Source organism: Butyricimonas sp. Marseille-P3923 (assembly GCF_900184685.1).
In the GTDB taxonomy this organism is placed as follows: domain Bacteria; phylum Bacteroidota; class Bacteroidia; order Bacteroidales; family Marinifilaceae; genus Butyricimonas; species Butyricimonas muris.
The window spans coordinates 336,377-355,894 of record NZ_FXXL01000003.1 but is presented as its reverse complement, the minus strand read 5'-3'; the positions used below and the strand labels follow the sequence as shown (position 1 = coordinate 355,894).

The following is a 19,518-nucleotide window of genomic DNA, read 5'->3' as shown; positions in this document are numbered from 1 at the left end:
ACCTCTCGTTCCAGTATCTCGTTTAAGCTTCTCGCGTCGCCCGCCCTCTCTCTCGAAAGCGGGTGCAAAGATAAGCGAAGAAATTCCCTTTTTCCAAATTTTCTGACCACTATTTTTTAAGTTTTTTACAACAGACTAGATTGCAACACGTTGGAAACATCAAACCCGACAACACCCCGGGGGATGTCTATCGTTGCTCTAGGGTAACAAGCGTGCAAAGACTCTCCTCCATCGAATCAAAAACGCTTACATGCGTTCATGCCACGAACATGCTACGTTTATGCTACGTTCATGGTATAGCCCAACCATAGGGAAAGGTTGGGCAAGGGAGAGGGAGACCTAATTACAAATGCTTAAGTGCCAATTTTATTAACTCTTCCACGGATTCCACTCTATTGGTAGCCAGAATTTTATCTAATGTTTTAGCCACCTGTGCCCGAGCAAAACCCAACATCACTAACGCTGCTTGAGCTTCCTCCCTAACGGCACTTGAAGGTAAATTAATACTCTCGACAGCAACGCCCTCTTTTCCGAGTTTATCTTTCAATTCAATAATCACGCGCTGGGCTGTCTTGATACCTATTCCCTTCACGCTCTTGATCGCATTCACATTTTCCGTGAGAATTGCCCCGGTAATTTCCTCGACCGTCATAGAACTCAACATCACGTTTGCCGTGTTCGCTCCAATACCGGACACGGAAATCAAAGCCCGGAACAGCGTTCTCTCTTCTTTCGAGAAGAAACCATATAATAAATGTGCGTCTTCACGTACAATCTGATGAATATAAAGCATCACTTCCGACTGTGCGGCAATTTTCGAATACGTGTTCACCGAAACATGAATAGAATACCCTATTCCCCCGCAATCCACGATAGCACACGCCGGAGTTACTTCAACCAGAATCCCTTTTATATACTCATACATACAATTGAAAATTGAAAATTGAAAATTGAAAATGACGATGCACTTCAATTTTCAATTTTAGTCATTTACTAGCGAAAACCGATAAGTTTACGCACTTCTTTCATGGTAGCAGAAGCACTGGCACGGGCTTTTTCGGCTCCATCGGCAGCTACTTTATCCAAGTAATCCGTGTTGGCGGCATATTCCAGAATCCGCTCCCTGATCGGGGTACAGAAATTAACGATATCTTCCGCTAATTGCTTTTTCAAATCACCATAACGGATCTCGCAATTATTATATTTCTCGTCAAAATAATCATACACGTCTTTCGCGGACATGATTTCCAACAACGTGAACAGATTGCGAATGACTTCAGGTTTCTCGCTATTCGGCTCCGTGGGTCCGCTATCGGTAACGGCTTTCATCACTTTCTTGCGAATTGTCGCGGCATCGTCGATAAGATAAATCGCGTTCCCCTCTGATTTTCCCATCTTCCCCGAACCATCCAGTCCCGGAATCTTTATTCCTTCCCCGGTGTAAGAGAATGAAGCCGGCTCCGGGAATAATTCATATCCATATATCGTGTTGAAACGACGAGCGAATTTCCTCGCCATCTCCATGTTTTGCTCCTGATCTTTACCCACCGGCACTTTGTGTGCCTTGTGTATAATAATGTCTGCAGCCATCAAAGTAGGATAAGTCAGCAAACCGGCATTAACGTTATCCGGCTGTTTACGCGCTTTTTCCTTAAACGTGGTAGTACGTTCCAACTCCCCGAGATAAGCATTCATATTTAAAAAGAGATACAACTCCAAAATCTCTTTTATATCACTTTGCACGTAAATGGTAGCTTTTTCCGGATCCAAACCGCAAGCCAGATACTCTGCCAGAATCTTCCGCACGTTCTCCACCACGTTCCCCGGGTGAGGGTGTGTCGTCAGCGAGTGCCAATCTGCAATAAAAAAGAAGCATTTGTACTCATCCTGCATTTTCAGAAAATTCTTCATCGCTCCAAAATAGTTCCCCAGATGCAAATTACCCGTGGGTCTAATTCCACTTACTACTGTTTCCATTGTTTACTTGATATTTACAATTATACACTACAAAGATACGCTTTTATTCTTTCCGTACAATAATTTCTATTTCGTTCCGGTAAAACGCTCCCTTCAAAATACACAATAATATGTTATATATCAATATTTTATATAGCAAAAGAACATACACGTGTAATCTCAAACGTTTTCACACAACTAAGATATTGATAGACAGAGGTAAAAAAAAGTTCCAAAAAACGATGTTGTTGGTTTATTTTTTCTACTTTTGGTGCGCAAAGTCTAATTAAAATTTTAATTTAACATGGAAGGTTACGAAAAGAATGAAGGTATGGAAATGAATGATCGGGACGAGATCTATTCAAAACCGGTGAGAGCGGGAAAAAGGACTTATTTTTTTGACGTGAAAGCTACTCGTAATAACGATTACTATCTGACGATTACCGAGAGCAAGAAAAAATTTGATAAAGACGGTTCTCAAAATTACGAAAAGCACAAGATCTTTTTATACAAGGAAGACTTTGATAAATTCGCGGAAGGGTTGGATGAAGCTGTCGCTTATATCAAAGCAGCACTTAACGGAGAAACAATGGAGATCAGTGAAGAAGTTGAGGTAAACGAATTTGATGACATTGATTTTGACGATTTAGCAAAATAAATAAAAAAAGCTCTTCGGTTATCGAAGAGCTTTTTCTTTATTTCATATACCCGTAAGGGATCTTTGCAAGGCCTTCCGCCAACTGCTGGATACCTTTTTCCAGTTTACCTTTCAAAAGCATCTTGAACATCATATTCAACTCTGCCTCAAAAGTAATTTTCATACGTGTATCGTAAGGACCGTTACTCAACAATTGAATCCACAGGTCGAAGTCAAAAGGCACTCTACCATCTCCTTTGATCTTGATCAATTTCGGCTCCTCTCTCTCCACGATCTGCAATCCCATTTCACCAAGACCTTCCACCATAAACGTGCAAGTATCTTCCGTCGTTCTCACGTCCTTTATCTTACTGGCTATCTCCGGCATTCCCTGTTGCTGCCCCGCACCCATCTTGGCGGCCATTTCGAACATTGAACCGAACTTGGCAAAATTGGAAAGAAACGCATACACGTCATCTATGGCACTGTTTATTTTTTGAACCTCACTAACAACTCGTGTAGCCATATACTCAATATTTAAAATACACGAAATTATTTGTAAGTTTCCGGACTAACTCTCCACTCCTTCAGTTTTGCCACTTCTTCCGCCTTCACGTACCCGCTCTTCTGTGCCAAATCAATCATGGCATTGTAATTACTCAACGTATCCAACTCGCAATGAGCGTTAGCAAAATTATCTATCGCTTTCTGGAACCCGTAAGTAAAGATAGCCACCATACCCAACACTTCACAACCGGCATTCCGCAACGCTTCCACGGCTTGCAGACTGGAACCTCCGGTTGAAACCAAATCCTCGACAACGACCACTTTTTGTCCGGCCTTATACTCTCCTTCTATCAAATTTTCCAATCCATGACTTTTCGCCGCAGAACGTATATACACGAACGGCAATCCCATTTCTTGAGCCACCAACGCACCCTGTGCAATCGCCCCGGTAGCCACCCCGGCAATCAATTCGACTTGCGGGTATTTCGCGCGAATTAATTCCACGAACTGATCCCGAATGTAAGTCCGCACCTCAGGATAAGACAAAGTCTTACGATTATCACAATAGATCGGTGATTTCCAACCGGATGCCCAAGTGAAAGGATGATTAGGCTCTAATTTTATCGCTTTGATTTGTAGCAAATGTGACGCTACTTGTTCTGCAACAGTACTCATATCTGTTTTATATTTAATAGTTATTCATTTATTTCAACACGCGAAGGTACAAAGTATTTTTCAAAAGCCATTCCTATAACTCGCCGAATCTCGGGATAATCCTCACCCAACTTTCCACTCTCGAACAAACGGCTAATTCCTTGCAATCCCGGAACAATGGAATCGATGAAATGCTGCTTCTCCTCGTGTAATCCCCGTAAACCGAACGCTCCCATCGCTTGTAACAAACGAATTAAAACGAAATGATAATACAAATCACGAAATCTTGTATCTTTATCGAATACCTCCAGATTCCCTATATAATAATCCAATAATTCTTCTTTCTGCCTTTCCGGCATTTTCACCACGGCATCATAAAGCAACGAGGCAACATCATAGTGCAGCGCCCCTTGCCGACCACCTTGATAGTCGATAAAATACACCTCATCCCGAAGCACCATGATATTTCTGGATTGAAAATCCCGAAACATAAAGTGTCCAGTGTCTGCGACCAATAATGTTTTTGTCAGAAGTTCAAAATCATCTTCCAATTTATCCTCGTCCGCCTCGACTCCCGCCAAACGCAAAAAACAATATTTAAAGTAATTCAAATCCCAACGGATACAACGTTCGTCAAAAACAGGGCGAGGCAAACAACCCGTGTAATCCAATCCCTCGTGTCCGAACAGCTGAAACCGCAACAACTCGTCCAACGCTTTCCGGTACAGGTTCATCGCGTGTTCGTTCAACATCTCGCCTTCCCGTTCCCGCTCCACGACATCCAGTAACATGTCACGTCCCAAATCCTGTTGCAAGTAAACCTTACCGTCATCCGACACCCGGTAAACTTCCGGGACATGCAAATCTTTCGTTTTAAAATGACGCGTGAAGTCTATAAACAACTTATTCTCCCGCAAGTTTTCGTGATATACCCCCACGTAACTTCCCTCGCTATCTTGAATCCGATAGTATTTTCTACTGGAACCTGAAAGCGGAAGCGCTTCCACATGATAATCAGTTCCTCCCTTGTAACGCTCGAATAGTTCTATTACCTGCTCTTTCATAACGCTTTATATTAAAAAAAAGGAAACCGATACTCCCGTATCGGTTTCCTTTCATGGTGCCCAGAACAAGACTCGAACTTGCACAGCCGAACGGCCACTACCACCTCAAAGTAGCGTGTATACCAATTTCACCACCTGGGCATTTTTCTTTTGACGGTGCAAATATACACATTTTATCCTTACAAAGAAAAAACTCGGCAATTTTTTAATCAAGATTTTTTTCCCACGTGCTAACGGCAAAGCAATGAGTCTTATCGCCTGCTTCATTTCTCACCCGATGATAAACCTTCACTTTTCCATCATCTTCAGTCACGTGGTTTTCCGCGTTGACTCTGCTATCCGGCAGCACCTCGTGCTCGTAAACAATCTCCAACTCCCTTAATCCATGCTCTTTCAAAAACACGTAAGATAACGAATTCGTTACCCAACGCACGTACGTTGCTTGTGTCACATGTTTGTTAAAATCAATATTATCGTATGTCGCCGTGAAGCAACGGGAATTTTCGTATTCCTCCGGCATATTTTTAGTATCCAACTCAAAAGGAATTTCCCGAACGACATCCACGCAGGAAGCGGCATTCTCGGTGACACACGCGGGCAATCGTACCGGACGACGACGATTGATATCTATCACCATCCATTCCGAAGTCGCACGAATCAAGAGATCTCCTTTTCCCGAGAACATGCTGAAATCGCGAAGGGCAAACAAACGGTCAATACCGGAAGGCCACGTTTCCAACGTCACGATTTCCTCCTGCTCCGGCATTCGGTTCACGATAATATGCAACTTATGCAGCATCCATGTCAATCCTTGGGTATTCAACGTGGGCACATCAAACCCCAATAACAAAGTCTGCCCGTTCGCCACATCATTAAACAAATCGCAAAGCGACTTCACGATCAAACGTCCTTGCAAATCCGTGTAATGCCCCCGAATCTTTATTTCTTCCGAATACTTCACCATTTTAATTTTAGATTTTAAATTTTAGATTCCTGCCACACAAGGCTAACGCTCTCTGATTTAATTTTTTTTCAAATCAAAAATCGTAAATCATAAATCACTAAATAACATAGACTTCCGGCTCCAACCAAACTCCGAATTTGAGAAACACGGATTTCTTTATTTCGTTAGCCAAGTGAGCAATTTCTATGCCACTTGCCCCTCCTTTATTCACTAGCACAAGAGCCTGCCTGTCATGTACGGCGGCATTCCCGATGCCTTTCCCCTTCCATCCGGACATCTCTATCAACCATCCCGCGGCTAATTTCACATGCTCATCATCCACCGGATAAATCGGCATCCCCGGGTTCTCCGCCAACAGGGCATCTGCCGCTTTTCGTTCAACTACCGGATTCTTAAAAAAACTTCCGGCATTCGGTAACACGTTCACATCAGGCAACTTTGCCTCCCGTATCCGTATAATTGCCTCCCGTACTGCCTTTAACGTAACTTCTCCCGCACGGGTTACTTCATCCCGCACACTTCCATACTGCAACCGGAAAACAGGTTGCCTCGTCAGTCGAAATGTCACGTAAGTCACCACGTGGCGGTTCTTCCACTCGTGTTTAAATATCGAATCCCGGTAACCGAACCGACACTCGGCAGCGTCGAACTTCACTTTCTCGGCCTTCACGATATCCACCGCCTCCACCGTTGCGATGCTCTCTCCCGCTTCCATCCCGTAAGCCCCGATATTCTGTACCGGAGTAGCCCCGACATGCCCGGGAATCAAGGAAAGATTCTCTATTCCCCCGTAGCCGTGTTCTACCGCCCAAGCCACGAAATCGTCCCAAACGACACCACTCCCCACGCGCACGAGAACGTCGTGTTCATTTTCCTCCACAATCTCGTACCCCTGCATCATCGGGTAAAAAACAACCCCATCAAAGTCTTCCGTGAAAAGAAAATTACTCCCGCCTCCCAAAATCAACACTTCCTCGGGCTTCAACTCGTAAGAGCCGACAAACTCCAGCAAATCCTCTTCCTTCTCGCATCTCACGAAATACTTACACTTCGCGTCTATATGAAATGTATTATATTCCCTTAAATTAAAATTCTCGTAAATCTCCACTGTCTTCTAATTTTAATTTTCAAATTCAGCCTACTCGCATTCCTCGCCTCCTTCTCCCCTTCTTCTTATCCCGAACGAAGTATATAAAATCTTTATATCTACAATAACTAAACTCTTCCCGGCAAAGTTAAAACATATCAACAAATAAATCATTAAATTTGTCGCCATAATCCAAAATGTTTATGATTTCATTACCACCAGCATTTATCGAGCGCATGAACCGAATCATGGGGAACGAGTCGGAAGCTTTTTTTAAAGCGTTAAGCTCCCCCTCCCCGGCAACAATCCGGGTAAACCCTGCAAAGACAGTAACACCCCTTCCTTTCCCCGAATTAATTGACGGGCAAGTACCGTGGTGTTCCGATGCCTACTATTTGAGAGAACGTCCAGTCTACACGCTTGATCCTTATTTGCATGGCGGTGTCTATTACGTGCAGGAAGCCTCTTCCATGTTTCTACAGTCCGTGTTTCGACAAATCGCCGTGGACAAGCCCCTCCGGGTACTGGACCTATGTGCCGCTCCCGGGGGAAAATCAACGCTGTTGGCAGCCAATCTACCGACAGGCTCCCTGCTGGTTTCCAACGAGGTAATCAAATCAAGAGCCTCCATATTAAAAGAAAACATTATAAAATGGGGACACGATAATATCGTGGTCACGAACAGTGACCCCGCTCGTTTCTCGGGGATGAAAGGAGCGTTCGACATCATTCTGGTAGACGCCCCCTGCTCCGGCGAAGGCATGTTCAGGAAAGATGAAAAAGCCATCGAGGAATGGAGCGAAAACAACCTGCGCCTGTGTGAAGAACGACAAAAACGGATTATAGCGGACATATGGGACGCCCTTGCACCCGAAGGTTATCTGGTGTACAGCACCTGTACCTACAATCCCGGCGAAAACGAAGACATGCTTTCATGGGTACTCGACAATTTCGAGGCCGAATCCGTCGAAGTCCAACACGACTACCCGGGAATAATCCCCACCCCGACATCCGTTCACGGCTATCATTTCTATCCCCACAAATCTGCCGGAGAAGGTTTATTCATGGGTGTTATCCGAAAAAAAGACGGACAACCGTTTACCTTGAAAAAGGAAAAACGGAGTTCTCAAAACCAGACGCCCAAACTCCCGACCGACATCTTGCCGCTTTTACCGGATATCGCGAACCACACGCCCTATCTGGCAGGAAGCACGCTCGGCATCATCCCCACCCGTCACGCGGAATTCATCCAATATCTGGAATCCAAAGCGGGCGTTATCTACAAAGGTTGCGAGATAGGCGAATCCGTCAAAGGCACAACACGCCCGGCACATTCGTTGGCTTTGCTCCACAATCTTCAGAAACAGCACATCACCCGCCAAGAAATAGACCTCCCCACCGCCCTGCAATACTTACGCAAGGAAGACATTCGTTTCGATGCCCCAAGAGGAGCGTGGGTTTTAATCATGTACCAAGGCATCGCCCTCGGCTGGGTAAAAGAAGCCGGCAATCGTCTGAACAACTATTACCCGAAAGAGTGGAGAATTAAACGATTTTAGATTTACGATTTTAGATTGAAGGATTCGGTGATTAACAAAAATAACCTGTAACCTGCAACTTGCCGCAGGCAAATTCAACCTGCAACTTATCAAACGTTATTACTCCTCCACGGAACAATAACGTTTGATAATACTGTAAGCATCCGTCAGCCCAAGTTCGCCCGCCTTACTCAAATCCACGTTGGCAGCACTTTTATCTCCTTGATAGATATGCAATAACCCGCGGTTAAAATAAGCTTCGGCAATATCTTTATCCAGTTCCAAGACTTTCGTGTACATATCGATAGCCTCTTTTATCTTCCCGCTCTTGGCATACACGTTAGCAATATTGAACATGGCAAAAGCGAAATCCGGATCAATCTCCAGACACTTGTTATTACCTTCCAACACGAGAGAATAATCCACCACACGTTTCACTTTCTCTTCCTCACCCACCACACGAGAAGTCTTTTCTTCAATCGACTCGATATAATCGTACATTTTCGCCCGTGCACTAGCCAGATTCATTAAAGCGAACAAATGTTTCGGGTCACGTTCCACTACCGTCTTGAAATCCTCTATGGCCTTCGTGTAATCCCCGCGATTCAAGTACAACGAACCTCTCAACAGCAACGCGTCCACGTCACTTCTGTTCTTCCGAATCTTGGAAGATAGCGTTTCAATATACTCGTCCTCGAATTCCCTCGGGTAATCGAAACGTTTGTTGGATATCGTCAACGCCGGGTTATAATTATGCTCTTGGTTAAACTTCATAATCCGCTTGTCGAAATACTGCACTTTCCCTTTGCGCAAGGTATCTAAAGCCAAATATTGCACGACAAACATATCCTGCAACTCGATAATCACGTTTCTATCCTGTATACGCCCGTTGATCACGTCCTTCATCCGGTCATCCCGGGAGTTTATATCTATCAACCGCCGGAAATTTTCCGTCGTATCAACCAACGCGTTTTTATCCCCCTCTTGCATCCTCTTGTAGCGATCCATGATCTCCTCCGCTTTATACCTGTCCTGTCGGGCTGAAGCGAAATCGTCCATCTCCCCGCTCACCGCGGCTCTTGCCAGATAAGCTTTCACGAAATCAGGATACAGCGAGATACTTTCAGAGAAGTCATTGTAAGCTCCGGTATAATCCCGAATCTCCATTTTCAACAATCCCCGGTTAAAATAAATCAATATATTATCCGGGTTCATCTCCAACACTTGATCGAGATCATCAATAGCCTTATTCGTCTCCCCGATCTCCGCTCTCAACAATGCCCGGTTGTAATAAGCGTAAGCATAAGTGCTATCCACCTTCAACACGGCAGTATAATCTTCCATCGCCTCCGGGAATTTTTTCATCTCGTACCACGTGATGGCGCGGCTCATTAATATACGTTTGTTCTGCGGGTTAATCTTCAACGCCTTATTATAATCCTCGATAGCATCATGATACTTTTTCTCTTTAAAATGCAAGTAGCCCCGCAACCCGTAAGCATCATCCGAGAACATATTCAATTTGATCGCCATATTGCAATCCTCGATAGCTCCCTCCCAATCGTCCAACTTCTCCCGCATAATCGCGCGATTCAGGTAAGCCGGCAACAACTCTTTGTCTATAATCAACGCCTTCGAATAATCTTTCTCTGCGCTCTTGTAGTCACCCATATCCGCCTCCGTTATCGCCCGGTTGGCATAAACGTATGCCTCTCCCGGGTTAATCGAGATAGCCGTGTTGTAATCATTCATGGCATCCTCGTACCGCTTCATGTTGTGGTAAGCGATACCCCGGTACATATAAGCATGGAAATAATTCGGGTTCAACTCTATCGCCTCCGTGTAATCCCGTATCGCACCCTCGAAATCGTCCAAGTTCAGCTTCGCCAATCCCCGGAAAAAATACGGTTCCGATAAACGAGGCTTCACCCGAAGGATATTGTTGAAATTCTCTATCGCACTCACGTAATCATCAAACATAATCGCACTCTTCCCCGCGCGCAACATATTTGCCGTGTTCCACTGTGCCGACACACCCAAGGTCGCCAAACAGAAAAATATAATAATACTAAACTTCTTCATGCGGAATAATATCAATATTTGGGGCATAAAGATAATAAAAATTCTTACTAGCACATGTATCTAATAGATACCTCACCAATAAAAATGGATAAATAAACCGAACGAGTCCTTCTCTCGTTCTTGTTTCGTTGTTGCCCGATGTTGTGACAGTAAACATTGAGGCAACAACGAAATAAAAACGGGAAATAAATGAACAGGAGAACTTATCTGTTGAGTCATTCTACTTTTCTATTCCGGCATTTTTGTTCAAACACGACACATCCGTTTATCCGGCAATAACCTAAAGTACTCCTACCCCAATAATACCTCTCGGCACTTACAACCCGCTAGCACTCCCCTCGCACCACCCTTCTCGACGGGGGATGAAACAGTAAATAAAGTAACCAGTAAGCGACATGAGGTATTATTAGGATAGGATTAGGGTAGAATACCCCTGAATATACAGTGAATCCACTGTAAAACCGGAGAAGATTATCCCTAATAATCCTCCTTTTCCGTTCTCACTCCGGCACAAACGAACGGGAGAGATTATTACTCTAGTAATACTATGGTTCTACTTTGGCATTTCAGTTTAAACAATCAGATAAAAAAAGAGGGTGTTTTACACACCCTCTTTATTTAAGATTATTCTAATTCCTAGTAATCATAGTCATTTGCACGATCTTCTTTCACATCGGGTATAAATCTCCAAGTTGAATTAGAGAAATTAGAAGATGCATTACTTGAACTAGCAATCGGATCAATTGAACCACCACCCGTGGTATAATAACCGTAACCATCGACAACAAAACTTACAGCTCCGACAAGCGAGCCACCCACGATATTTTCCATCTGATGCCATTGGTCTTTTTTATGATTATATTTCCATACAGTCTGAGGGTTATTACCTTGACCAGTTGCGATATAAGCATAGTTCTCTCCATTTTTGCCTCTATTGGAAATAAAGCTAACTGCATACCCTCTCGGAATTCTCCCGTAATCTTTATCTTGCTTTACCCCCGGTTTATCAGCCAAAGCCTGCATCGCTTCCCATTTTACTTCTCCATTAGCATCAATAGTACATTTGGAAACATCAGTTCTTGGAGTACTGCCACTCAATCCCAAGCACACATAAGCTGCACCATCAACAACGAATGCTGTGGCTCCATATCTCTGACCACCAATGAAACCTAAATCACCAGACCATGTATCTGTTTTGGGATCATAACGATAAAAATCCTTGAACATTTCCGCATTATCAGCACGTCCTGTTCCCACGAAACCATATCCCCCTAACGAGAAAGCCACAGCATCTCTACGCGCTGTTCCCGGAAAATCTGCCATTTGTTTCCACGAATTTGTTTCTGCATCATAGCGCCACAAATCCTTCAAATATTCTTTCGGTCTAGTTTCAGTGTTTTCTCCATTTCCAGTTGTTCTCGAAGTGATATATCCTAATCCAACATAAGCATAGGTTTTACCATCCACCTCTGCCGTAAAAGCTATTGCACCATGGCGTCCTTTCGCTTTCTCCCCATCCCTATCTACAGCATCCTTAAATGTATCCTCAACATCATACCAAGTCATGCTTTTCATATCGAAGCGTTTGAAATCCGTGTATTCAGAGAGATCTACACCATATCCTAACCCGACATAAACATTATCCCCTATAGTAAACGACACTGCCTGATTTCTCATTTTTCCACTATATTCAGGAGCTTTTCCCCAGTCTCCCAAATGATCATCATCATCACAAGCGACAAAAGCAAACCCTAAAATGGCTAGTACTAATAAACTAAATTTTCTCATACGTTCTTCAACTTGATTTATTTATATTTTATCCGTTAAACGTCCTGCTTCAAACGTTCTTTATTTCGATAGGCAAAACTACATATTTTATCCTTAAATCCAACAAAAAAAGAAAGAAATGTACCGTCTTCTTTTTTTTTAACCTCCTGTTAGATAAAATACAATTCTAAATGCCGATTTTTTGGAAAATAATTATACCTTCGCCCCTTGTATTTAATCAAAATCAAGAAACATGAGAATATTCTTTATCGTGAGTTTTCTGTTACTATTATATGCATGTGACAATAATCTTTCTTCCATGGGAGGAGATTTAATTTCCAATGAAAATTTCATTGAAGTCAAACGTTTCGTAATGGAAGAAACCTCAACCGTGAGGTTGGATTCGTTTCCGACATCCAATATATCCAGTTCGACTTCCTCGCTATCACCTCTTACCATGGGAAAAATTACGGATAAAGTTACCGGTTCCATTACAGCTATTCCTTACTTTCAAGTAGCACCCCAAGGTTTAGTTTCAACGGTCACATGGGAAAGTAATTGTACATTTGACTCCCTTATTCTGCAAATACCTTACGTTAAAACATTGGCAGGAGATTCAACGGCATTCCAAGTATTCGACTTGTATCAAACCACGGAGCCTATACGATTCGATCGTTACAACCCTATTCTTTGCAATATCGACTCGTTGACACGAGGGAAGAAACTCGCTACACTGCAACTTTACCCGCAAAAAGATAATATCGCACAGGCTTATTTCAAACTGGATTATGAATTCGGACTCAAGTTATTCAACCGCATGCGATCAAGAGATCATAGTCTTGATCAAATAAATTACCTTGAATTCATCGAAGGTACCAACGATATCGAAGCTTTTAATGCTTTAGCTATCATTCCTCGTGAAGATAATTCAATTTTAATGAGTATTAACCCTGCCAATCTTGCGTTAAAATTCCATTATCATATTGGAGCGGTCGAAGCCGCAGATGGAACGAGTTTCAGTTGGCCAATTGCTTTACCAAGCACCACATACACCCCGGTGGAAACGATGTATGCTTTCACGCATTTAGGTTATAAGCCCACGGAGAAATTCGAGGATATCACACTTCACAAATCGAAATCTTTCGAGAATCTTGATATGGCTGTTATTGAAGGGATGAACGGGCTTATGACAAAACTAAAGGTTCCTTTTATTGCTGATGCAGAAGCTTATCAAACGATCATGAAAGCCGAGATTGAACTCCGCATAAACACGGATCTATTGGAGAACAATATCCCAGAACCCCGATCTTTAGGGGTTTATATTGTTACCAAAGACAATTTTATCAAGGGACTTTTAACTGATAGATCTTCACAAGGTAATATTATTTATGGAGTACTTTCACAAAACTCAATTGACCCTAACGAGAGATCCTATATTATTGATATCACGGATTATTATACCAGCTTAGTAGAAGGCATACCTCCCATCGTGCCGGAAATTTACCTATTAATTGGTTTGCCGGGAGGTTATTACAGTTTATTAGATGATCCCTCGTACCAAATATTCACGGGAAATGTAGCCAATACATTACAACGAGTGGTACTGAAAGAACAACCGATATTAAATATTTATTATAGTCACTACAACTAATACAGAGGTTTCAAATATAAAATTTATGAGAAAGATATTAGCAAGCGTCACCCTATTATTAATAACAACTTATGTGTTCGGTCAGAATACTTCCGGTACACCTTATTCTAAAGAGGGATTCGGATTACTGCCGGACACGTATGGAGCGTACATCGGCATGGGTGGAGTTTCTGCCGCTATGCGGGACAATTATAACATCAATTTCTTGAATCCTGCATCTTACACGGCATTAGATTCCGTGCGTTTCTATTTTCAAACCGGAATTACCGGAGAATACGTTGATATTTCATCCCATAAAACACATGCAAATTACAAAGTAGCACAAAATGGTGCAGTCAGCATGGCTTTCCGTGCATATAAAAAATTATTCATGTCTTTTGGTATTTTACAACGTTCTAACCGGGGATTCGACGTGTATTATACAGACGTGGTTAGAGGCGATCTCAATCAATACTGCACACAACAAGTTGAAGGAAGTGGTGGTATAAATGAAGCTTATCTAGGATTGGGATATCAATTGGGTAAATTATCAGTAGGGGTAAACGTGTCTTATTTATTTGGAAAAGTAGATGATCGTTTAACAATGATATTGCTTCCCATGACAAGTGGGTACTATTTGAAAACTCAATCTATCACTCAAATGAGTGCGGCATTGTTCACATTGGGAGCACAATTACCTTTAAATATTGGTAAGAACTCAAGTTTCACGTTAGGGACGAGTTTTAATTTCGGAACACCACTACACGCAAGAAAAACATTCCAAGCCTACAAAACAGGTATATCAACCGGTAATTCAATTCTTTTAAATGATGAAGCGACCGAAAACGGCACGATTTTTTATCCTTTTAGAATCACGACTGGAGCATCATTCCAGTATAATAAAAAATGGTTCTTTGCCGGAGATTATACTTTCCAAAATATGTCGCAATATGAAGAGTTTGGGGCAAATAAAGAATATCAAAATTATCACAAAATAGCGATCGGTAGTTTCTATCAACCCAATGCCCAAGGACGTTATTGGTGGCAAAAAAATCAATACATGGCGGGAGCTTACTTTACCCGCTCACATTTGGAGTTTAATTTAACCGACATCAACACGTATGGGGTGACTATTGGTTCACAAATTCCGATTCGCTTACCTTATCAAGAACTGATGTTGGGAGTTGCTGTCGACTTGGGAATGAGAGGTACGCACCGTAATAACCAGATCATGGAAAAATACGTAAAACTAAGAATAAACATTGCCTTTAAAGAGTTGTGGTTTATGAAAGCCAAAATTAATTAATGGCATATTAAATATCTATTTAAGAAAACTAAAACACATGAAAAAGATTTTATTATCAATCGTTGCTGCTAGTATGACTCTTGCAGCATGCAACGCACAAAGCGGTTTCAAAGTAACCGGAAACGTTCAAGGAATACAAGTTCCTAAAGCTGCACTTGTAACTTTCGCGGATAACAAAGTGGATACTTTGGCTAAAGCAGATATCGCTAACGGCGCTTTCGAATTCACCGGTAAAGTGGACGGAATCACCGCAGCTTATATCGTTTTCCCCGGTCAACAAGGCGGTATTCCGGTTATGCTTGAAAACACAAACATCACGGTAAACGCGGATCAATCCGGCTTGAAAATAGAAGGTGGTGAGGCTCAAAAATTGTTTAACCAATTCTCAGAGATCAACCAAGGCATCATGCAAGAGCAAATGAGATTGAATGGCGAATATCAAGCAGCCGCTCAAACTCAAGATCAAGCTAAAATGCAAGCTATCCAAGAGGAATTCGGTAAAATCGTTGAAGCCGCTCAAGCAAAAGAACTTGAATTGCTCAAAGCTAACTCTGACACTTATGTAGCCGCTTTCGTGATTGCATCTGCCATGGGACAAATGGAATACGAGCAATTGAAGGAAAGATTCGATCTCCTTGGCGAAAACGCAAAAGCAAGCACTCAAGGAAAAGCGATCGCAGACCAAATCGCTAAACTGGAAAAAACGGCTATCGGACAAGTTGCCCCGAACTTCACGGTTACAACCCCGGAAGGAGAATCTATTTCACTGTATGACATCAAAGGTAAAGTGAAATTAGTTGATTTCTGGGCATCATGGTGTGGTCCTTGCCGCGGAGAGAACCCGAATGTTGTTGCTCTTTACAAAGAATATCAACCTAAAGGCTTGGAAATCTTCGGTGTTTCTTTAGATAACAACAAAGAAGCTTGGGTAAAAGCAATCGCTGACGACGGTCTGGTATGGAAACATGGTTCAGACTTGAAAGGTTGGCAATCCGAACCGGCTAAATTATATAGCATTACCGGTATTCCCGCGACATTATTGTTAGACGAGAACAACAAGATTATCGCTAAAAATTTGAGAGGCGAAGCATTGAAGCAAAAAGTTGCTGAATTGTTGAAATAATCTATTCGGTTAGTATAGAAAAGTGCGGCAAACAAGATTGTTTACCGCACTTTTCTATACTAACCGAGTTACAAGTTATTTTTGTTAATCTCGGAATCTTCAATCTAAAATCGTAAATCTAAAATCTAATGCGTTTTTTCCTGTTTTTCGGTTTAATTTGTTTACTCGTTTGTCCCTTGGCAGGACGAGCACAATCACAATGGGTCGATTCAACCTTAAATGCCATGAGCTTGGAGGAGAAAATCGGACAATTGATCATGATTGCCGCGTACAGCAACAAGGACAGTTTGTACGAGAAGCAATTGGGTGCAACAATCGAGAAATATCATATCGGTGGTATTATCTTCTTTCAAGGCACTCCAAGTAAACAAGCCGCAATGACCAACGACTACCAGCAACGGGCGCACATTCCCCTAATGATCGGGATGGACGCAGAACAAGGAGTCGGATGGCGTATAAAGCCGGCTATGGAATTCCCGAATCAAACCCTGCTAGGTGCTATTCGCGACACGAATCTGATATATCGCATCGGGCAAGCCATCGGCAGACAATGCCACACACTGGGCATTCATGTAAACTTCGCTCCCGTCGCAGATATTAACGTCAACCCTAAAAATCCGGTTATCGGAATTCGCTCGTTCGGGGAGAAAAAAGACGAAGTTGGCAACCGCTCCCTGCAATATACCCGAGGTTTGGAATCCCAGCAAATCATGCCGGTAGCGAAGCATTTTCCCGGACACGGGGATACCGACACGGATTCGCATTTTGCCTTACCTCTTATCAGACATTCGGTCGCCCGTATCGACACGGTGGAATTATACCCTTTCCGGCAACTGATAGCCGCGGGCATCCCCGGTGTAATGGTGGCGCACTTGAATGTTCCCTCTTACGATTCGGCGAATATCCCCGCTTCCCTTTCCCATCACATCGTAACTCAATTGCTGCGGGAAAAAATGCATTTCGACGGACTATGCTTTACCGATGCCATGAACATGAAAGGGGTAACCAAAGGAAATTCTCCCGGTGAAGCTGATGTCAAAGCCCTGTCGGCAGGTAACGACATCCTGCTTTTCCCCGAAAACGTGGAAGCCACGGTAAAGAAGGTAAAAGCAGCCATACACAAGGGTATTCTCACGGAAGAAGATATTGATGAAAAATGTCGCCGAGTCCTTGCCGCGAAAGAGAAATACGTGTTGCCCAACGTCGGCATGATCGACACGACCATGCTGTCCGCCCGGTTAAACACCCCTGCCGATCAAGCTTTATTACAGGAAACCTACGCGGAGGCTATCACGCTGATACAGAATAAAGACTTATTACTTCCTCTAACGCATCTCGATACATTGCGCATCGCATCCCTTAATTTTGGCGACAGGAAAGCCAAAGCATTTGAAGACATGCTGGAAAAATACGCACCTTGCTCTCATTTTTCCATTCGTGCAGGAGCGAGTAAAGATGCCATAGAAAAATTATTGAAAGATTTATCCGATTACAATTGCGTGATCGTGTACAATAGCGCCGCACGGAACACCACATCCCGCCAGTTCGGGGCATCGCAAGCGTTATCGAATATACTGAAACAATTGAAAGGGAAACGGGTCATTTTCTGTCACCCGGCAACTCCCTACGGTTTGGATATATACAGTTATCTGCCCTTGGACGCCATTCTAGTGAGTTATTCCCATGACACCCCGGCGCAAGAATTTGTCGCGCAAGCGATTTTCGGGGGTATCAACGTGAACGGGAAATTACCCGTGAGCATCAACTACTATTTCCCCGTCGGGACCGGACTGTCAACCCCAAAAGTACGCTTGGGATACCATAAACCGGAGAGCAGCGGGATGCAATCGGAAACGTTACTCCGCATTGACAGCATTTGTCAAGTTGCTATCCGGGAGAAAGCGACACCCGGTTGTCAAGTGCTCGTGGCTAAAGACGGATACGTGGTATATAACAAGGCTTTCGGTTTCAATACCTATGACAAGAAAAAGGCAAACACGACGGATAATATATACGACATCGCATCCATCACGAAGATCGCTGCCACTCTCCCGACCGTGATGATGCTTTACGATCAACAGACAATAGCTCTGGATACACCTATCGCCCGTTATTCTTACGCGATATCACAGTCCAACAAAAAAGACTTGACTATCCGGGAATTATTATTGCACAATGCGGGCTTAAAAGCTTCCTTTTCATTCTTCCATCACGCGATTGACTGGGAAAAGATGCAAGGAAGATTATTCACGACCAGATACACTAAGACAAACACGAAGAAACTCAGAGATCGCTTGTACATCAATCCCAACTTCAGATACCGGGACAGCACATTCAGCTTTAAAGGCGGGGAGGATTATCTTATGGTTTCCCCCCATTTCTATATGCACCGCCATTTCCAAGACTCTATCCATTCGTTGATCTTGAACACGGACTTATTACCGCAAAAGAAATACACGTACAGCGATCTGGGGTTTGTCCTACTTAAAGATATCGTGGAGGAACAAACCGTCACGCCTTTCGATATGTATCTTCGGGATCATTTTCTGAAAAAACTGGGAGCCTATAACTCTGGTTTCAACGCCCATCTGAATCTCGACATGGATCGGGTAATTCCATCCAGTAATGACAACGTATTCCGGAAATCGGAATTAAAAGGCTACGTGCACGATCCCCTTGCAGCGTTAATGGGAGGCGTATCAGGCAACGCGGGATTGTTTTCCACGGCAGAAGATCTGGCAAAAATCATGAGCGTGTATCTAAATCACGGTCAATACGGTGGCGAGCGGATGATAGACTCGACCACCATCGACCTTTTCACTTCTATTCAACTATCCCCCGAACAAAACCGGAGAGGTTTGGGGTTCGACAAACCGGAAACTCTTCCCGACAGAACAAGCCCTACTTGTGACGGAGTCCCCTGCACGAGTTACGGACACACGGGTTTTACAGGTGCTATCGCATGGAATGATCCTGAAAACCAATTGATTTATATATTTCTTTCCAACAGAACTTATCCTAACGAGTTCAACGACAAACTTATGAAGGAGAATATCCGGACAAAGATTCAAGAAATCATTTACGAATCGATTGGAAGATAGAGTTTGTAAAGTTCATAAAGTTTATAAGGTTCATAAGGTTACGGGTGTCCTTCGGACAGAGTTTAACGGCAGCTATGCTGCCGTGGACAAAGCGCCCCGCAG

At 43.2% G+C, this 19,518-nt stretch carries 17 protein-coding genes and 1 tRNA gene; 6 read left to right on the top strand and 12 right to left on the bottom strand.

Annotated elements, in window-relative coordinates:
* Positions 1–343 precede the first annotated feature (343 nt).
* Both ruvA and trpS read right to left on the bottom strand, forming a co-directional pair.
* Positions 344–925: a Holliday junction branch migration protein RuvA gene (gene ruvA, locus CS948_RS01800; protein WP_099290032.1), complete on the bottom strand. Its 582-nt coding sequence runs from the start codon at positions 923–925 to the stop codon at positions 344–346.
* Between the two features lie 68 nt (positions 926–993).
* The gene (gene trpS, locus CS948_RS01795) at positions 994–1,977 is read right to left on the bottom strand and encodes a tryptophan--tRNA ligase (protein ID WP_099290031.1); all 984 of its coding nucleotides are present in this window, start codon (positions 1,975–1,977) and stop codon (positions 994–996) included.
* Between the two features lie 283 nt (positions 1,978–2,260).
* Here trpS and CS948_RS01790 point away from each other — a divergent pair, with 283 nt between their 5' ends.
* Positions 2,261–2,614, top strand: a complete 354-nt coding sequence (locus tag CS948_RS01790; protein ID WP_099290030.1) for a DUF3276 family protein — start codon at positions 2,261–2,263, stop codon at positions 2,612–2,614.
* A 37-nt stretch (positions 2,615–2,651) separates the two neighbouring features.
* On the opposite strand, the gene CS948_RS01785 is transcribed toward CS948_RS01790, so the two are convergent.
* The 7 genes from CS948_RS01785 to CS948_RS21530 all read right to left on the bottom strand — a co-directional run bounded on the left by CS948_RS01785 (position 2,652) and on the right by CS948_RS21530 (position 7,058).
* A complete protein-coding gene (locus tag CS948_RS01785) occupies positions 2,652–3,119 on the bottom strand; it encodes a hypothetical protein (protein WP_099290029.1) in 468 nt (155 codons plus the stop codon).
* 26 nt (positions 3,120–3,145) lie between these two features.
* Positions 3,146–3,775, bottom strand: coding sequence for an orotate phosphoribosyltransferase (gene pyrE / locus CS948_RS01780; RefSeq protein ID WP_099290028.1), 630 nt, complete (start codon positions 3,773–3,775; stop codon positions 3,146–3,148).
* Between the two features lie 20 nt (positions 3,776–3,795).
* Positions 3,796–4,818, bottom strand: coding sequence for an aminoglycoside phosphotransferase family protein (locus tag CS948_RS01775; protein WP_099290027.1), 1,023 nt, complete (start codon positions 4,816–4,818; stop codon positions 3,796–3,798).
* Positions 4,819–4,872: 54 nt separating this feature from the next.
* Positions 4,873–4,959 (bottom strand) — tRNA-Leu (locus tag CS948_RS01770).
* Between the two features lie 64 nt (positions 4,960–5,023).
* Positions 5,024–5,782: an acyl-[acyl-carrier-protein] thioesterase gene (locus CS948_RS01765; RefSeq protein ID WP_099290026.1), complete on the bottom strand. Its 759-nt coding sequence runs from the start codon at positions 5,780–5,782 to the stop codon at positions 5,024–5,026.
* A gap of 97 nt (positions 5,783–5,879) precedes the next feature.
* Complete coding sequence (murB, locus tag CS948_RS01760) at positions 5,880–6,890, bottom strand: UDP-N-acetylmuramate dehydrogenase (RefSeq protein ID WP_099290025.1); 1,011 nt, start codon at positions 6,888–6,890, stop codon at positions 5,880–5,882.
* 30 nt (positions 6,891–6,920) lie between these two features.
* The gene (locus CS948_RS21530; RefSeq protein ID WP_176554862.1) at positions 6,921–7,058 is read right to left on the bottom strand and encodes a hypothetical protein; all 138 of its coding nucleotides are present in this window, start codon (positions 7,056–7,058) and stop codon (positions 6,921–6,923) included.
* Between the two features lie 14 nt (positions 7,059–7,072).
* Here CS948_RS21530 and CS948_RS01755 point away from each other — a divergent pair, with 14 nt between their 5' ends.
* On the top strand, positions 7,073–8,428 hold the full coding sequence (locus tag CS948_RS01755; protein WP_255301827.1) for an RNA methyltransferase: 1,356 nt from the start codon (positions 7,073–7,075) through the stop codon (positions 8,426–8,428).
* Positions 8,429–8,527: 99 nt separating this feature from the next.
* On the opposite strand, the gene CS948_RS01750 is transcribed toward CS948_RS01755, so the two are convergent.
* The 3 genes from CS948_RS01750 to CS948_RS01745 all read right to left on the bottom strand — a co-directional run bounded on the left by CS948_RS01750 (position 8,528) and on the right by CS948_RS01745 (position 12,277).
* Positions 8,528–10,489: a tetratricopeptide repeat protein gene (locus CS948_RS01750; protein ID WP_255301826.1), complete on the bottom strand. Its 1,962-nt coding sequence runs from the start codon at positions 10,487–10,489 to the stop codon at positions 8,528–8,530.
* Between the two features lie 47 nt (positions 10,490–10,536).
* Positions 10,537–10,680 (bottom strand): CxxxxCH/CxxCH domain-containing protein, encoded by a 144-nt coding sequence (locus tag CS948_RS21940; protein ID WP_369689222.1) that lies wholly within the window; start codon positions 10,678–10,680, stop codon positions 10,537–10,539.
* Between the two features lie 445 nt (positions 10,681–11,125).
* Positions 11,126–12,277, bottom strand: coding sequence for a kelch repeat-containing protein (locus tag CS948_RS01745; protein WP_099290023.1), 1,152 nt, complete (start codon positions 12,275–12,277; stop codon positions 11,126–11,128).
* Positions 12,278–12,509: 232 nt separating this feature from the next.
* Here CS948_RS01745 and CS948_RS01740 point away from each other — a divergent pair, with 232 nt between their 5' ends.
* The 4 genes from CS948_RS01740 to CS948_RS01725 all read left to right on the top strand — a co-directional run bounded on the left by CS948_RS01740 (position 12,510) and on the right by CS948_RS01725 (position 19,416).
* Positions 12,510–13,907, top strand: coding sequence for a DUF4270 family protein (locus CS948_RS01740; protein WP_099290022.1), 1,398 nt, complete (start codon positions 12,510–12,512; stop codon positions 13,905–13,907).
* Positions 13,908–13,932: 25 nt separating this feature from the next.
* Positions 13,933–15,192 carry a hypothetical protein gene (locus CS948_RS01735; protein WP_255301825.1) on the top strand — a complete coding sequence of 420 codons (1,260 nt, stop codon included), beginning with the start codon at positions 13,933–13,935 and terminating at the stop codon, positions 15,190–15,192.
* 37 nt (positions 15,193–15,229) lie between these two features.
* The gene (locus tag CS948_RS01730) at positions 15,230–16,315 is read left to right on the top strand and encodes a TlpA disulfide reductase family protein (RefSeq protein WP_099290021.1); all 1,086 of its coding nucleotides are present in this window, start codon (positions 15,230–15,232) and stop codon (positions 16,313–16,315) included.
* A 128-nt stretch (positions 16,316–16,443) separates the two neighbouring features.
* On the top strand, positions 16,444–19,416 hold the full coding sequence (locus CS948_RS01725) for a glycoside hydrolase family 3 N-terminal domain-containing protein (RefSeq protein ID WP_099290020.1): 2,973 nt from the start codon (positions 16,444–16,446) through the stop codon (positions 19,414–19,416).
* The last annotated feature ends 102 nt before the right edge of the window (positions 19,417–19,518 follow it).

Excerpts from the sequence above, each read along its gene's own strand:
- CS948_RS01785 (WP_099290029.1), bottom strand. The coding sequence starts at position 3,119 with ATGGCTACACGAGTTGTTAGTGAGGTTCAAAAAATAAACAGTGCCATA.
- ruvA (WP_099290032.1), bottom strand. The coding sequence starts at position 925 with ATGTATGAGTATATAAAAGGGATTCTGGTTGAAGTAACTCCGGCGTGT.
- CS948_RS01790 (WP_099290030.1), top strand. The coding sequence starts at position 2,261 with ATGGAAGGTTACGAAAAGAATGAAGGTATGGAAATGAATGATCGGGAC.
- CS948_RS01755 (WP_255301827.1), top strand. The coding sequence starts at position 7,073 with ATGATTTCATTACCACCAGCATTTATCGAGCGCATGAACCGAATCATG.
- CS948_RS01725 (WP_099290020.1), top strand. The coding sequence starts at position 16,444 with ATGCGTTTTTTCCTGTTTTTCGGTTTAATTTGTTTACTCGTTTGTCCC.
- pyrE (WP_099290028.1), bottom strand. The coding sequence starts at position 3,775 with ATGAGTACTGTTGCAGAACAAGTAGCGTCACATTTGCTACAAATCAAA.
- CS948_RS21530 (WP_176554862.1), bottom strand. The coding sequence starts at position 7,058 with ATGGCGACAAATTTAATGATTTATTTGTTGATATGTTTTAACTTTGCC.
- CS948_RS01745 (WP_099290023.1), bottom strand. The coding sequence starts at position 12,277 with ATGAGAAAATTTAGTTTATTAGTACTAGCCATTTTAGGGTTTGCTTTT.
- CS948_RS01735 (WP_255301825.1), top strand. The coding sequence starts at position 13,933 with ATGAGAAAGATATTAGCAAGCGTCACCCTATTATTAATAACAACTTAT.
- trpS (WP_099290031.1), bottom strand. The coding sequence starts at position 1,977 with ATGGAAACAGTAGTAAGTGGAATTAGACCCACGGGTAATTTGCATCTG.
- CS948_RS01765 (WP_099290026.1), bottom strand. The coding sequence starts at position 5,782 with ATGGTGAAGTATTCGGAAGAAATAAAGATTCGGGGGCATTACACGGAT.
- CS948_RS01730 (WP_099290021.1), top strand. The coding sequence starts at position 15,230 with ATGAAAAAGATTTTATTATCAATCGTTGCTGCTAGTATGACTCTTGCA.
- CS948_RS01740 (WP_099290022.1), top strand. The coding sequence starts at position 12,510 with ATGAGAATATTCTTTATCGTGAGTTTTCTGTTACTATTATATGCATGT.
- CS948_RS01775 (WP_099290027.1), bottom strand. The coding sequence starts at position 4,818 with ATGAAAGAGCAGGTAATAGAACTATTCGAGCGTTACAAGGGAGGAACT.
- CS948_RS01750 (WP_255301826.1), bottom strand. The coding sequence starts at position 10,489 with ATGAAGAAGTTTAGTATTATTATATTTTTCTGTTTGGCGACCTTGGGT.